This window comes from Butyrivibrio sp. AE3009, assembly GCF_000420845.1.
GTDB lineage: Bacteria > Bacillota > Clostridia > Lachnospirales > Lachnospiraceae > Butyrivibrio.
Window position 1 is genome coordinate 45042 of record NZ_ATVS01000013.1, and the last position, 14554, is coordinate 59595.

At 41.1% G+C, this 14554-nt stretch carries 13 protein-coding genes; 8 read left to right on the forward strand and 5 right to left on the reverse strand.

Going from position 1 to position 14554, the window contains the following annotated elements; all coding sequences use genetic code 11:
* The first annotated feature begins 13 nt into the window (after positions 1-13).
* Both hypA and larC read left to right on the forward strand, forming a co-directional pair.
* Complete coding sequence (hypA, locus tag G588_RS0108725; RefSeq protein WP_022778354.1) at positions 14-361, forward strand: hydrogenase maturation nickel metallochaperone HypA; 348 nt, start codon at positions 14-16, stop codon at positions 359-361.
* Positions 362-381: 20 nt separating this feature from the next.
* Positions 382-1644 carry a nickel pincer cofactor biosynthesis protein LarC gene (gene larC / locus G588_RS0108730; RefSeq protein ID WP_022778355.1) on the forward strand — a complete coding sequence of 421 codons (1263 nt, stop codon included), beginning with the start codon at positions 382-384 and terminating at the stop codon, positions 1642-1644.
* Between the two features lie 100 nt (positions 1645-1744).
* On the opposite strand, the gene G588_RS0108735 is transcribed toward larC, so the two are convergent.
* The gene (locus G588_RS0108735; protein WP_022778356.1) at positions 1745-2980 is read right to left on the reverse strand and encodes an extracellular solute-binding protein; all 1236 of its coding nucleotides are present in this window, start codon (positions 2978-2980) and stop codon (positions 1745-1747) included.
* 123 nt (positions 2981-3103) lie between these two features.
* Here G588_RS0108735 and G588_RS0108740 point away from each other — a divergent pair, with 123 nt between their 5' ends.
* Both G588_RS0108740 and G588_RS0108745 read left to right on the forward strand, forming a co-directional pair.
* Entirely contained in the window at positions 3104-4051 is a 948-nt protein-coding gene (locus tag G588_RS0108740; RefSeq protein WP_022778357.1) for a GTP-binding protein, read from the forward strand.
* A gap of 128 nt (positions 4052-4179) precedes the next feature.
* Positions 4180-5598 (forward strand): sensor domain-containing diguanylate cyclase, encoded by a 1419-nt coding sequence (locus G588_RS0108745; RefSeq protein ID WP_022778358.1) that lies wholly within the window; start codon positions 4180-4182, stop codon positions 5596-5598.
* Positions 5599-5693: 95 nt separating this feature from the next.
* On the opposite strand, the gene pta is transcribed toward G588_RS0108745, so the two are convergent.
* Positions 5694-6677: a phosphate acetyltransferase gene (gene pta / locus G588_RS0108750; RefSeq protein ID WP_022778359.1), complete on the reverse strand. Its 984-nt coding sequence runs from the start codon at positions 6675-6677 to the stop codon at positions 5694-5696.
* A 255-nt stretch (positions 6678-6932) separates the two neighbouring features.
* On the opposite strand from pta, the gene G588_RS0108755 reads away from it, so the two are divergent.
* Positions 6933-7169, forward strand: coding sequence for a hypothetical protein (locus G588_RS0108755; protein WP_022778360.1), 237 nt, complete (start codon positions 6933-6935; stop codon positions 7167-7169).
* A gap of 87 nt (positions 7170-7256) precedes the next feature.
* On the opposite strand, the gene G588_RS0108760 is transcribed toward G588_RS0108755, so the two are convergent.
* On the reverse strand, positions 7257-7862 hold the full coding sequence (locus tag G588_RS0108760) for a YgjV family protein (protein ID WP_022778361.1): 606 nt from the start codon (positions 7860-7862) through the stop codon (positions 7257-7259).
* Positions 7863-8222: 360 nt separating this feature from the next.
* Between G588_RS0108760 and G588_RS0108765 the strand changes: the two genes are divergently transcribed.
* Positions 8223-9755 (forward strand): flotillin family protein, encoded by a 1533-nt coding sequence (locus G588_RS0108765; protein ID WP_022778362.1) that lies wholly within the window; start codon positions 8223-8225, stop codon positions 9753-9755.
* A gap of 70 nt (positions 9756-9825) precedes the next feature.
* Here the strand turns inward: G588_RS0108765 and G588_RS0108770 are convergent, their stop codons facing one another.
* Both G588_RS0108770 and G588_RS0108775 read right to left on the reverse strand, forming a co-directional pair.
* Positions 9826-10617, reverse strand: coding sequence for a class B sortase (locus G588_RS0108770; protein WP_022778363.1), 792 nt, complete (start codon positions 10615-10617; stop codon positions 9826-9828).
* A gap of 110 nt (positions 10618-10727) precedes the next feature.
* The gene (locus tag G588_RS0108775) at positions 10728-11108 is read right to left on the reverse strand and encodes a DUF805 domain-containing protein (protein ID WP_022778364.1); all 381 of its coding nucleotides are present in this window, start codon (positions 11106-11108) and stop codon (positions 10728-10730) included.
* Between the two features lie 358 nt (positions 11109-11466).
* On the opposite strand from G588_RS0108775, the gene G588_RS0108780 reads away from it, so the two are divergent.
* Both G588_RS0108780 and G588_RS0108790 read left to right on the forward strand, forming a co-directional pair.
* Entirely contained in the window at positions 11467-11778 is a 312-nt protein-coding gene (locus G588_RS0108780) for a PilZ domain-containing protein (RefSeq protein ID WP_022778365.1), read from the forward strand.
* 42 nt (positions 11779-11820) lie between these two features.
* Positions 11821-14469, forward strand: coding sequence for a hypothetical protein (locus tag G588_RS0108790; RefSeq protein WP_155830771.1), 2649 nt, complete (start codon positions 11821-11823; stop codon positions 14467-14469).
* Positions 14470-14554: the final 85 nt, after the last annotated feature.

The following is a 14554-nucleotide window of genomic DNA, read 5'->3' on the forward strand; positions in this document are numbered from 1 at the left end:
TATAGAGGTTTGTATGCACGAAATGAGTTACCTGGTAAGAGTGATATCTCTTGCTGCTGAAATCGCCGAAGAAAACGGTGCAAAGAAAGTCAAAAAAATAGTGGTTGATGTAGGAAAAACCAGTGGTGTAATGCCTTATTACATGTATAAATATTACCCTGAAGCATCCAAAGGAACCATTCTTGAAGGCGCAGAGCTTGTTTGCGAAGAGATACCGGTAAAGGCTTTCTGTGAGGAATGCAGCAATGAGTATTATCCTGTGAAAGAAAACAGGTATTTATGCCCTCATTGCGGTGGCAGAAAGGCCAGGATAATCGAAGGAAGAGATGTAGCTCTCAGAAACGTAGAAATTGAGGATTGATACAAAAAAACGGAGGACTTATGAAGACTCTATATCTTGAATGCAAGATGGGTATTGCCGGAGATATGCTTACGGCTGCACTTATGGGCCTTTTTGATGAAACGGATGATATTTTAATCGAATTGAATTCCCTTGGAATCCCTAAGGTACAATATTGCCTGGAAGAATCAAAAAAGTGCGGTATTATCGGAAAACATATGTCAGTGCTGGTTGATGGTGCCGAAGAAGAACCCGGTATTAATCCGCATGAGGAGCATCATGAAAACGCCCATGGGCATGATCATGGGCACAGCGGAGGAAATGCACATGATCATGAGCATATTCATGAGAGTGCTCATGAACACAGGTCTCTGTACGATATAGAGGAAATAATAGAGAGTCTTCAGACCTGCAAGGAAATCAAGAGCGATATCAGGGAAGTGTATGAACTTCTGGCAGAAGCAGAGAGTGAAGTTCACGGTGTTCCTGTGTCTGAGATACATTTCCACGAAGTGGGGAATCTTGATGCTATAGCAGATATAGCAGCTGTTTGTTATTTAATGCATAAATTGGATCCCGATAAGGTTATAGTATCCCCTATTAACGTCGGAGGCGGCAAGGTTAAGACCGCCCATGGAATTCTTCCTGTTCCTGCGCCTGCAACAGCGCTACTTTTAAGGGGGATTCCATCATATCAGAGCGATATAGAATCAGAGCTCTGTACACCTACAGGGGCAGCACTTGTGAAGTATTTTGCCTTTGATTTTGCCAATCAGCCTGTAATGTCGATTGAAAAAATCGGTTATGGCATGGGCAAAAAGGATTTTTCTCAAGCTAATTGTCTCAGGGTTGTTATGGGTGACACAATGGAAGATACTGAGCAAATAGTTGAGTTATCCTGTAACGTTGATGACATGACTCCGGAAGAGATAGGATTTGCGATTGAAATGCTGTTTGAGGGCGGAGCGGTAGAAGTTTATACAACATCCATAGGAATGAAGAAGGGGCGCCCAGGAACAGTTATAACCTGCATGTGCAGATTGGATGAGCGCGAGAAGATGCTGGGACTTATATTCAAGCATACAACAACAATCGGAGTACGAGAGAATATATGTAACAGATACGTCTTATCCAGAGAAATTAAGAAGATAGAAACAGCCTACGGTGAGGTAAGGGTTAAGAGATCATATGGCCATGATGTAAGCCGTGAAAAGCTTGAATATGACGATATTTCAGGTATTGCAAGGCGTACGGGCAAATCAATCTTTGAACTGAAAAAAGAGATGAAAGAAGACCTTAAGTAGGCCAAAATGAACATAATAAATAACAGGCGCTGTATTATACGATGCAGCGCCTGTATTTTTTATATCGAGTAGATATATTTTTTATATAATACATTAAAACCTATTTATTGGCCAACAGGCTTATTTCTTCCTGGGACTTTTTAATGGTTTCATTCACTGTCTGTTCACCGTTTATGCAGCTTACAAGCTCTTTTCCGAATACTTCTTCAATCTGTGACCATTTAGTGGTTCTTGGACGTACTCTTGAGTTGTTGGTTCCACTGTAAATAGCCTCGAAATAAGGATATTTGGCTAATACTTCCGGATCCCGAAATACACTTTTTCTTGTGGGAATCCCACCGGATTCAAGTGATTTTCGCTGAACTTCCTCGCTTGTGAGATAGATTGCAAGTTCCAAGGCAAGTTCCTTATTTTTGGAATTTGCAGTAACTCCAAGGAGCCAGTTACCAATCTCGCCGGTAGCAAGAGCCTCGGAGGAGGCAATTCTTTTTCCGGGAATCTGAGCAATTTCTGCTGCGGTTCCGTTACCTGAAATAAACCAGGAAGGCCATCCCAGAGCCAATGCACCTTCACCGGAAGTGATTGAATTAACCAGATCATCTTTGTCCTGATTTGCGCCGGTGGCAAGCAGCTTACAATAGAATTCCAAGGCATCGCGACTTTCCTGTGAATCGAGAATTACATTATTGTTGGAGTCGAAGATATCTCCTCCAAATGCCCATAGAATCGGGAGAAAATCGGATACTATAGGGTTTCCTGACTGCCCTCTGATCACGTAACCTTTTTTGCCTGTATCATTTGCTTCTTGGCATATTTTGAGTATGCTGTTCCAATTTGTCAGATCTGCATTGGTGTCTACAAGGTTTTTATTGTAGAATAACAACTGTACATTACCTGAAAAAGGTAATGAGTAAGTGGCGCCGAGAGGATATGGATCTTTGCCGAGAAGCCTTGATTTTTCAACGAAATCTTCATCATCCGCATATCCGAGGGATGTTAGATTGCATAGCATGCCTTTTTCTATGTATTCCGGCATAAGGGGGTCATCGATCATAATTATGTCATAGGCAGCTACTTCGTTTGATGAATCCGAAATTGCCTGGGTTCTGATATCATCGGCCGACATTGAGAATACTTTTACTGTGCATCCGTGCTCTTTTTCGAATTCACCCTTCACAGAATTTAGGACATCAGTAAAAGAACCGTCTCTGGCGGCTATCGTTATGGAAATATCAGCGTTTGCAGGAGTATTATTCTGTTCACTGCCGCAGCCGAATACTGATGCGGTCATAGCAACTGCAAACAGCACCGATGTAGCTTTCTTGGACAATTTCATGTGAATACCTCCATGTGGTTATTCAAGTTCATATTACCATATAGCGATATGTTATGTATGAAAATAAAATAATTTTAAGATTAAAATATAATCAAAAAACAATAGATGAAGCAGAGGAGAACAATGATTAAGCTAGATTTGATTACAGGATTTCTTGGCTCAGGGAAGACTACTTTTATTAAAAAATATGCCGGATATCTTCTGAACCGGGGAGAGAGAATATGTATTATCGAGAATGATTTCGGAGCAATCAACGTGGATATGGTGATGTTAAAGGACCTGGAGGGAGAACGCTGCAACCTTGAGATGATAGTTGGAGGTGACGGCCAGGAAGCGCACAGAAGGCGGCTTAAGACCAAACTTATCGCCATGGCTATGCAGGGTTATGACAGAATAATCATTGAGCCTTCGGGCATTTTTGACCCTGATGAATTTTTTGACCTTGTCTATGAGGAACCCTTGGATAGATGGTACGAAATAGGAAATGTTATCTGTATCGTAGATCCGACCCTTGATAAAAATATTTCCGACAGTTCAAAATATATTCTTGCAACCGAAGCAGCAGTATCTGGTGTTATTTTATTCAGCAAAATTAATTTTTGCAGTGAAGAAGACATCAAATCATCTGAAAAATTCCTCAAAAAAACGATGGAAGATTTCGGATGTCTCAGAGAAAATCAGAAATTTAGTCTGATTGCACTCGATTGGGACAGCCTTGCAGAATCAGACTATAAGCATATAGTTAAAAGTGGATATAATAAAGTTAGTTACACTAAACTGCCAATTTTGGACAGTGATAAATTCGATACCGTATTTTATTTTGATTTTGAAATGAGCGAAAAAAATCTTCGGGAAAACATACAAAAAATCTTTTTGGATTCTGAATGCGGATATGTTCACCGGATTAAGGGAATAGTCCAAAATGAAGATCGATCTTTTTATGAAATCAATGCAAACCGAAAAAATATCACCTCCAAAACAGTTACTGCTGAGAGGTCTATACTAATTGTTATAGGAGAGCACCTTAAAAAGGAGAAATTATCGGCATATTTAGGTGATGCGACCCTGTGAAAACACAAGATGTCTGAATATTTTCAAAATTTTGTCTGGAAAGCCTTATAAATCGTGCATTTCTGCGAAATTGTAGTATAATAATTTCTAGGCGGCTGTTAACTTTCGTTTTTTATGGGAGAGATGCTATGAATGAGGGGATTGGAGACGGAAAGATAGGATACTCATCAGAGGCCAATTTTGCACCAAATGATATTCTGTACATGCTTAGGGATCTGCCTGATGCATGTTGTATTTTCAAGGTTTTAACGGATCCTTTCGGAACTGTTAAGGATATGCTGTTTTTATTTGCCAATGAAAAATATGCTGCAATGTGCGGCAAACCTATAGCGGAACTGATTGGCAATACATTCTATAAGACTGTCAACAATTTGGATGAGGACTGGATCAAATTCAGTTACCAGGCAGCCATATTGAGGCAGTCATCTATTAATCGAACATACAATACCATGATGGACAAATGGTATGAATTCTGGGCTGTACCCGTTTATCAGAAGGGCTTTTGCGCATTCATTATCCATGACGTTACAGCTGCAAAAAGGGATGAGGATAACAAAGTCTTTGCTACTAATACCAGTAATGTCATTATTGACTGCGCCAAGGAGCTTACAAGCTCGGATTTTAACAGAGGCGTTAAGCGCATGCTGCGCAAATTGGGACAGACAATAGAGGCAGACAGGGTTTATATTGCTGAACTGAAGGACAGAGCAATAAGCGATATCCATGAGTGGGTAAGCAATACAAGTACCAGGGATCTTCCTACCCTGAAATATTTTGAGAAATATGATATTCCAATGATGTGGGATAAGCAGCTTCAGGGCAAAAATGTTGTTATGGTAAATGACACCGGTTATTTAATTGATGTGAATGAGCCGGTATATCATGACATTCTCGCCGGCAGAGTCTCCAGATATATGATAGCGGTGCTTAAGGACAAAAATGATGTGATCGGGTACCTTGTGGCTGACAACTATTCCATTAACAATCTGCAGATCAATGTTGCTGAGGTATTCGAATCTGTGGCACTTTTCCTTTCTGCGGAGATGCGTAATCATACTTTGACAAGGGAGCTTATGTATCTTGGTAGTCACGATGCCCTTACAGGTCTTGGCAACCGGTATGCACTGAATCAGGCTCTGATGCTTCTATCCGGTATGACAACAAGCATTGGTGTGTGCTATTCGGATATAAACGGTCTGAAGGCGATTAACGATGAATTCGGCCATCTTCATGGTGATGAGGTAATTAAGAATACCGCAGCAATATTTGCCGGTATTTTCAAGAAAAAATACTGTTACAGAATAGGCGGAGATGAATTTGTCGCCATTGTTCCCGAGATCGATGAGGTAAAATTTAACGCTCTTGTACAAAAGCTTGAGAGCAAAACCAAGAAACTTACCGTTGCCATAGGTCATGTCTGGACAAATGATTCAAGCGAGATAAACAAAGCTGTTCAGGCAGCTGATGAAAACATGTATAGCAGCAAGGTTGAATATTATGAGAGTCATGAGCGAAGACAGCAGAAAAAAGGATTAAAAACCAAGTGATATCATAATCGCAAAGTATTTGTAAGATAAAAATAAAGGCTATCGCATCAAGCGATAGCCTTTCTAATATTCAAAATTCAAACTGATATCTGTAATTATGCAAGAGAAGCAGTGATAATAGACATTGAATATACTTCAAGTGCGTTACATCCACGGGAAAGGTCATTGATAGGAGCGTTAAGTCCAAGAAGGATAGGACCGTATGCTTCGAAGTTACCCATTCTCTGAGCAATCTTGTAGCCAAGGTTTCCTGCGTTGATGTCAGGGAAAATGAAGGTGTTGGCATGACCTGCAACAGGTGAACCGGGAGCCTTCTGCTTAGCAACTCTGGGAGCTACTGCAGCGTCAAACTGAAGCTCTCCGTCGATCGGAACGTCAGGATACTTTTCCTGAGCCTTCTTGGTTGCGTTCTGCATCTTTGTTACTGAATCATCCTTAGCTGATCCCTTTGTTGAGAATGAAAGGAAAGCAACCTTAGGGTCTACGCCGAATCTCTTAGCGCAGTTAACGGTCTCGCCGCAGATCTCAACAAGCTCGTCCTCATTGGGATTGATGTTGATACCGCAGTCAGCCATAGCGATAACCTCGTTTTCCCCTGTTGCTGAAGGACGAACAAGGATAAAGCATGAAGATACGATGCTGTTCTCAGGCTTAGTCTTGATGATCTGAAGAGCAGGACGAACTGTATCAGCTGTAGAATAGGTTGCACCACCAAGGAGGCAGTCACCGTAGCCCATCTTAACCAGCATTGTTCCGAAATAGTTGGTCTGCTTAAGAATAGGAATAGCCTTCTCAGGAGTCATTCCCTTGCTCTTTCTGAGCTCGCAGAACTGCTCAACCATTTCATCGAACTTATCATAGTTCTCAGGATCGATAATCTGTGCGCCTCTGATATTGTAGCCAGCGCTCTCGGCTGCCTTGTTGATCTCATCTTCGTTTCCGAGAAGAATTGGCTTTAAGAAATTTCCTGCAAGAAGACGTGAAGCAGCTTCAAGAATTCTTGGGTCTGAGCCTTCGGGAAATACTATAGTCTTAGGATCGTTTTTAAGCCTCTGAATCATGTCACCAAATCCGTACATTTATTTATCCTCCTTAATAATTACAGGTTTTAGTAGCAATTTTGTACAATGTAAGCGCATACATTTCATGCGCAATAGGGATTATAGACCAATAAAAAGCATAAAAAATTGATTTGACTCAAGTTTAATGTAAAAATCACTTAAATTTTATCAGAAAGATTGATACTATTTTAACTAATTTGTTTTTGACATTTACAATATTCTTATATTAGAATGTATCACAAATTTATACATTAAAAGTGAGGTTACAGAATTATGAATATGAATCCAATGCTGCTTATGCAGTTTCAGCAGAGATTAAGCCTGTTTCAGCAGGATCATCCCAAGGTAATGCCTTTTTTCCAGGCCGTAGGTAATAACGCCGTTCAGGAAGGAACCGTTTTTGCCATTAAGGTCACAACTCCCGACGGCAAGACCCTGGAATCCAATATCAAGCTTACTGCTAACGACATCGAGACAATCAATATGATGAAGAATGCCAAAAGTCAGTGATTTAGAGGGAAGGATAACGAGTGATATCGCTTATGCCTTCCCTTTTGTTTTTGCTTATACTGTTATTCTGTTCTATAGATCTCTTGTTCAAAATGTTTTCTCGTAATAATTTCCTTTATTTACGAAACCGGTCTTTGCGAGATATTCCTTATGATTTTTGTCGGATCCCCTGTAGATTACTGACTTTATGCCCTTGGAAGGGAGCTTGGAAAAAAGGAATTTGCCGATGGAGAAATCTCTGTACTCAGGAGTTGAATAATCAAGTAAGAGATCCAGCACACCATCCTTCAGGTTTCCTATAATAATGCCGGCGGGAGTACCTTTGTGGCACACTACATAACCGGTGTTGGCATTCGAAAAATCCATCGATATACCGGGAAAACATTTCTCAATATCGTCTTTGTTGTTCTCAATGGAATATTTAAACAGCTTGTCATCTGCATCTACTTCAATAAAATCATATGTCCTCTCGGTGTTATACATTTTAACCAGATGATAGATATTAATAAGTATCAGGCAAAGGTTCATTATTGCAGTGGGGTAGGACTTGATTATGAAGGCATAAACTGTAAAAATGATACTTCCTACTGTGTTTACAACTCGCAGCTTCACTACAGATACCATCAGAAATGATATCAAAACCAGTGAAGATCCTATGTAACCTACTGCTTCAATTATTGTCTTACTATCCATAAATATTTCCTTTCATTCTATTATTTTAGCTTCCTTTTTTACTCGCCTTTATCAATATAATGTTAACAAATTATCACGTATGGTTCAATTATCCAAAATTGGAAAAATACATTCCTTTAACCCGCCTAACCGGAAATGTATTTCATTAACTGACACTGATATAGTGGATTTATAAGATAAAAGGGAGTAGCAGAACACCGATTATACAAGGTGATCTTGAAAACGTCAACCGGGGAAATCCCCCGTATCAAGTGAGACTGCAAGACTTTTATTGCAACTATTATATCTGCGATAACGGTCTTAGCAATAAGCAAGACCACGCAAGGGTTCACGGGTACATCCCGAGAAAGAGAGGAAAGTATGTTAAACATCCAAACAATTTCATTATTTGCACTGATCGCAGTGATCATCATGGTCATTGTCGCCGGTTATGTGAAGGCTCCTCCGGACAGAGCGTACATTATATCAGGTATGAGAAAGACACCAAGAATTCTCATAGGACGCGCAGGAGTTAAGATTCCATTCTTTGAAAGAGTCGATAAACTCTATCTTGGACAGATGACAGTTGATATTAAAACAGAACAGTCAGTTCCCACCAATGATTTCATCAATGTAAATGTTGACGCAGTCGCAAAGGTAAGAATCGGAACAAGCCCTGAAGCCATTCAGCTGGCTGCCAAGAACTTCCTTAACAAGGATCCCGATCAGATAACAGAGGACCTTCAGGATTCATTACAGGGTAACATGCGTGAGATCATCGGTACACTTGCTCTTAAGACAATCAATACCGACAGAGACAGCTTCTCAGATCAGGTTATGGAGAAAGCCTCCAAGGATATGAACAAGCTTGGTATCGAGATTCTTTCCTGTAACATCCAGAATGTAACAGATGAGAACGGACTTATAAATGATCTTGGTATGGATAATACCTCTAAGATCAAAAAGGACGCAGCAATTGCTAAGGCACAGGCCGACAGAGACGTAGCAATCGCCAAGGCAGAGGCTGATAAGGCTGCCAACGATGCAAGAGTACTTGCTCAGACAGAGATCGCAGAGAAAAACAACGCACTTGCCATTAAGCAGGCAGAACTTAAGAGAGAAGCTGATACAGCAAGTGCTATGGCTGATGCAGCATATGCAATTCAGCAGCAGGAACAGCAGAAATCAATTGAAACTGCAACAGTAAATGCTCAGATCGCTAAAGCAGAGCGTGAAGCAGAACTGAAACAGAAAGAAGTACTGGTAAAACAGCAGGAACTTGCTGCTGAGATTGAGAAAAAGGCTGATGCTGAGAAGTATCAGGCTGAGAAAAAGGCTGAGGCAGAATTGGTACAGCGCCAGAAAAAAGCTGAGGCTGCAAAGTATGAAACAGAACGTGAGGCTGATGCAAGAAAAGCCCAGGCTGAAGCTGCAAAGTATGCTTTAGAGCAGGAAGCAGCAGGTATCAAGGCTAAGATGGATGCGGAGGCTGCAGGTATTGCCGCTAAGGGTCGCGCCGAAGCGGAAGCAATCAAAGCTAAAGGTTTGGCGGAGGCAGAAGCAATGGAAAAGAAAGCAGAAGCTTATAAGAAGTATAACGGAGCAGCTATGGCTGAGATGATGATCAAGGTAATGCCTCAGATCGCAGCTGAGATTGCAAAACCTCTTTCACAGATTGATAAGATCAATATTTATGAGACCGGCGAAGGCGGCGAGAGCGGTGCTTCAAGGATCTCAGGAAACATACCAATTGTTATGAAACAGGTTTTTGATACCATGAGCGAGGCAACAGGTGTTGATTTCGCAGAGATCATGAGAGCAAACACTTATGATGCGAAGGTTAACAAGAATGTGAATATCACAGGTGCTGATGTTTCAGTATCAGCTGATCAGAAGGTTCTTGTTGAGGCTTAACAGCCCGGCAACCAAATAATCAGTAAGTAAATCCCCCGGGAGTGTAATTCCCGGGGGATCTTTTGCGTGCTTAATTGCCGGCAGTCTCATAGGAGCCGATCTTAACAGAGTGAATTACGAACCTGCTACCGCTTCCGGATTTGCCTGAACAGGTGGACAATGTAAGAATTCCGGGATAGTCGGCAAAACTAATATCGTCTGGTATTTTATATATAGTCTTGGGTTCTATGAACTTGATGAATTCTTCATAATCTGACTTACTCTCGACTACGGAGTAGGAGCTACTTCCTACAACGGTTTTGTAATATGCAAATATTCTGTACTTATATACGTGATCCTTGGTGTATATATAAATATATGGATTACTGTCTATTAGATCCTTGTTGTCACTGTTATAGAGCTGTTTGAGCTTACCGAACATGGATCCGTTCTTCATATTATGGCCAAATACTATGTCGTGCATTCCGCAGAAATTCTCATCGCTTAATATATCCTCAAAAATGCAACCTGCCTTGTTATAGGTGCCGTCAAAGGTCTTGTGAAGATATTCATTGACGGTATTTTCTTTGACCACAGGATAGGAAATTTCGAGGGCAGGGAAGTATATCCAGGCCACATAGTCTTTGTTTAAGGAAGAAAGCTGCTGATGGTCAATGGATATGAGCGGGTAGTCCACAACCTCGGCGTCCTCGTCGTTATGAAGTGCTACAGAGGTTGCATTGATCTCGAGCTGAGTATATTCATCCTCTGCCACGGTATATTCTTTTTGATCCAGATAAATGTGGATTCCTTCGTAGATGATCACGCCAATACAGGCTAGAATTACAATGATTCGTATGATATTAAGAACTTTTTTAGTCATAAATTTATCCCCCTGATAATTATTGTAGGATTACTGGGGAATTAGTGCAAGAAAAAACAGCCCGGGCTAAAAAAACCTGAGCTGTTTAAAACGTTAAAATAATGATGAAATTACATCATGGGCTGCTGGAAACCACCGATTCCCTTAGGGTTAGGGCCATACATGTTGTCGCCGGGCTCTGAATCCTTGCAGAACCAAACAAGAAGAATGATTGCGCCTACAAGAGGGATAAGGTTGAAAAGAAGGTACCAGCCTGACTTGCCAATATCGTGAAGTCTACGGATCTCAACTGCAAGTGTAGGGCAGATAAGAGCAAGACCTACGACAGTTCCGACAATTGCAAATACTGAAGATGCCTGTGAAAGTAAGTTGATTACAATTGAGATAATTGCATAGCAAAGTACATAGTACCAATACTCACTGCGGCGTGCTCTTCCTGAGAAGTTAGCGTACTGTGAAAATACAGATTTGATTGCATCTACGAATGACATTTTTTTATCCTCCAATAAACATAAACTTTTTTCAGTGTTAACCACCGGATTGAATCATAGCATATTAATGAAAAAAAATCACTACAAAGATGCAAAATTTGATAAAAAAATCTCAATTAGGGAAATAAAGGTGAGAAACAGCATTCGGTGGCGAATTAGGAATGGTTAAATCGAAATTATAGGGTAATACGATTGAAAATCTATTATATAAGGAAGGATATGTTTAACTAAAAATGAAAACAATAAACATATCATAAATAAAATCATAAAAGACAAAATAACTGTCAAATATGATTAAAGTTATGATGAGCACTGCCGATATAATAGTAGCAAGAAACAAATAATATGAGGTGGGTATATGGAAGAACGTAGAAAAATCAATCGAATTGAATTCAAGGCAGACAGCGTGATAGTAGACAGAGATTCTTTGGAAAAGATCTACGGACAGGTTAAAAATATCAGTCCGCTGGGTATGGCGATCACAGTAAAGGAAGATGCACCTTCAATGATTGGCAAGGACGTGATCATAGTAGCCGAAACTCTTATAATGTACGCCGATGTGGTAAGAGAAGACAAAGAAGAAGACGGAACCAGAACACTTGCCTTTAACGCAAAGAGATTTAGCCAGGATGTTCTTCAGTATCTATTCGAACATATAGCATTGGATTAAAAAGCACTTGTTACTGATAATCGGTTCTTAAAAAGGGGTGATATGATGAGAAAGAATAACTTATTTGAAAAGAAAACAATATCCGCATTAGTAGTTGGAATTTCTGCTATGATGGCTCTTTCAGCACCAATAACAGCATATGCGGAAGGCGAGGAAGCACCTGAGACATCTCCTACAGAGCCGGAAACGCAGCAGAGTGCAGTTGCAGAAGCAGAACCTGTTACAACCGCACCGGCACAGGAACAGGCAGAGGTAGCAAAAGAGGCTATAGAGAATATAATCAGCGAGGTCGCTCCGATCACAACCGAGGAGACCGCAGCCAGTGAAGAAGATGGCGGAGCAGTTGCAGAAGAAGCAGTTGAGGATGTGATTGAAGCAGCACAGGCCATCGAAGAGGCAGTACAGGAAGCGGTTACCGACATTCAGAACGCAGAAGAAGACCTCAAGGTAGCAGAAAAAGCAGATGTAGCTGAGCAGGAAGCAGCAAGAGAAGTAGTTCAGATAATCCAGGAAGCAGAGGTCGCTGCCGATGTTGTTGAACAGACAGTAGCGGATGCCAAGACTGAAGCCGAGACAATAAATCAAGCGATTGATCAGGCTGTTGAAGATAAAAACGAAGAGAAGGCAAACGAAGAGCTGCAGAAGCTGGAGACACTTATAGATCAGGCTCAGGAAGTGGTTGAGGAAAGACAGACTGAGCTGGAACAGCTGAATAAAGATTATACAAATGCTAAGGCTGAGCTTAGGAAAGCAGAAAAGGACTATCTTGAAGCACTTACAGATGCATCCGCAGATGTAAATGAAGCCAAGGCTAAGCTGGAAGAAGCCAAAGCAGAAGCAGATAATCTCAAAGATGCCGTTGAAACAGCTCAGGAAAAGCTGGAAGCTGAATCAGTAGCAGCTCAGGATCTTAAGGACGAGCTTGAAAATAACAGACAGAACTGGGCTAACTGGGATAAGCAGGGTGAACTCCTTAAGGCATATATCTTAGATTATTATATTCCTCAGGTGCTGGGAACAGACGACGAGACCAGCGTTAAGTTTGAAAAGAAGGTTAAGGGCTTCGACAGACAGGATTATACATATTACGAGTTCTCTTATACCGATAAAGACGGGAACAAAGTAACCAAGTATTTCAACCTGGACAGAGTAGACAAGCAGGTTTGTTCAGATCCCTACAACAAGTTAGGCTCAAGCAAAGAGATAGTGATCTTCGAAAAGTCAGAGCTTGAGGTAGGAGCAGATACATATCTCAGACAGCTCTATAGCAATGAGACTTGGTATGAAAAGGGAGTCGTAAAAGGTGTAAACAGCGAAGAGCTGAATACTGTCAAAGATAAGATGAGACAGGGAGATTTCAGAGTATACAGCTACGAGAAGGACGGAGTTACTTACTATATCGCACAGGAACAGCTCGATGGTAATAAGCCTGAGACAAGAAAAATTGAAGTGGACCAGGACGGAACCATTAAAGTTGAAGGCTGTGTAATAACAGAAGTTATTCAGAACAAGAACAGTAATACTCATGGCAATCCGGCAATAATCGGAAATACCCAGTATATCACCACCGGTGAGGAAGAAACAGATAACGAAGTAGCACAGTTCATCAAGGAAGCAGACAGCTACGTTGAGAAGTACAAAGAGTATTCCGATGCAGTTACCAATGCAGAGGATGCAACGGCTCAGGCAAAAGAAGAAGTTGAAAAGCTTGCGGATGCTATTGAAGATCTTAAGACCCGTGACAATTACGTACTCACCGCTGCTGAAGCACTTGGTGTTACAGATGTAGCCAAGTTCCTGGGAATTGAGGTTCCTGAAGAAGTTGATATGAATTCAATGACCATCGAGGAAGCAATCGGATATCTTGATAAGCTTCTTGATAAGGCCAATGAGAAGATGGAAGATGCCATTCAGGATCTGAGTGCCCTGACCTCCCAGAAGGAAGCAGCTAAGCAGGTAATAAATGATCTTGCTAAGGAAAGTCAGATCAATCCTGCAGTAGTAATAAATGAGATCAACAACCAGATAGAGGACGAACAGAAAGAAACCGAAGAAGATAAGAAGGACGAAGAAAATAAAGAGGAAAAGGACGAAGAAGATAACGGTAAAGAGGAAGAGCTAAAGGAAGAAGAGAAAGAAGAAGTACTTGAGACAGAGGATAAGAAGGATACCTCCAAGAAGAGAACTCCTGCCCCTGCAGCTGAAAATAACGAAGACAGCGCTCCTTCTGACGAAGCAAACACACAGTCCGACGCAGTAGCTTTTAATTACGAACCCACTCAGGAGTGGACAATCATATTTAGCACCATCGACAATACCGTAATGGATGAGGCAGCGATTCCTCAGCCTACGCAGCCGGTTCTCGGTCCGGTTACAACTAACACCGGATGGACCGAAGGAAGCATCATTGATCTGGTTAACGATATTGCAGAAGAAAAAGAGACTGAGACAGAACTTGAAAGTATCGCAGCACCTTCCATGAAGGTAGCAAATAAGAAGGATAATAACAAAGCGCCTGTTACCATTAGCGAAGAAGCGGTACCTCTTGCAGCAGGCATACCTGTTGAGGCAGAAAAAGACTCACAGATCAGCTGGTGGTGGCTCCTGATCATCGCTGTACTGGGAATTACAGGCGAAGAGATGTACAAAAAGCGCAAAGAAAAAGAACTTGAAGAGAATACCCAAAAGTAAAAATTTATAAAATCTTTAGAAAGCCGGTCTTGAGAATTGGACCGGCTTTCTTTTATGATTAATCTGATAACATGTTGGAGGGGGA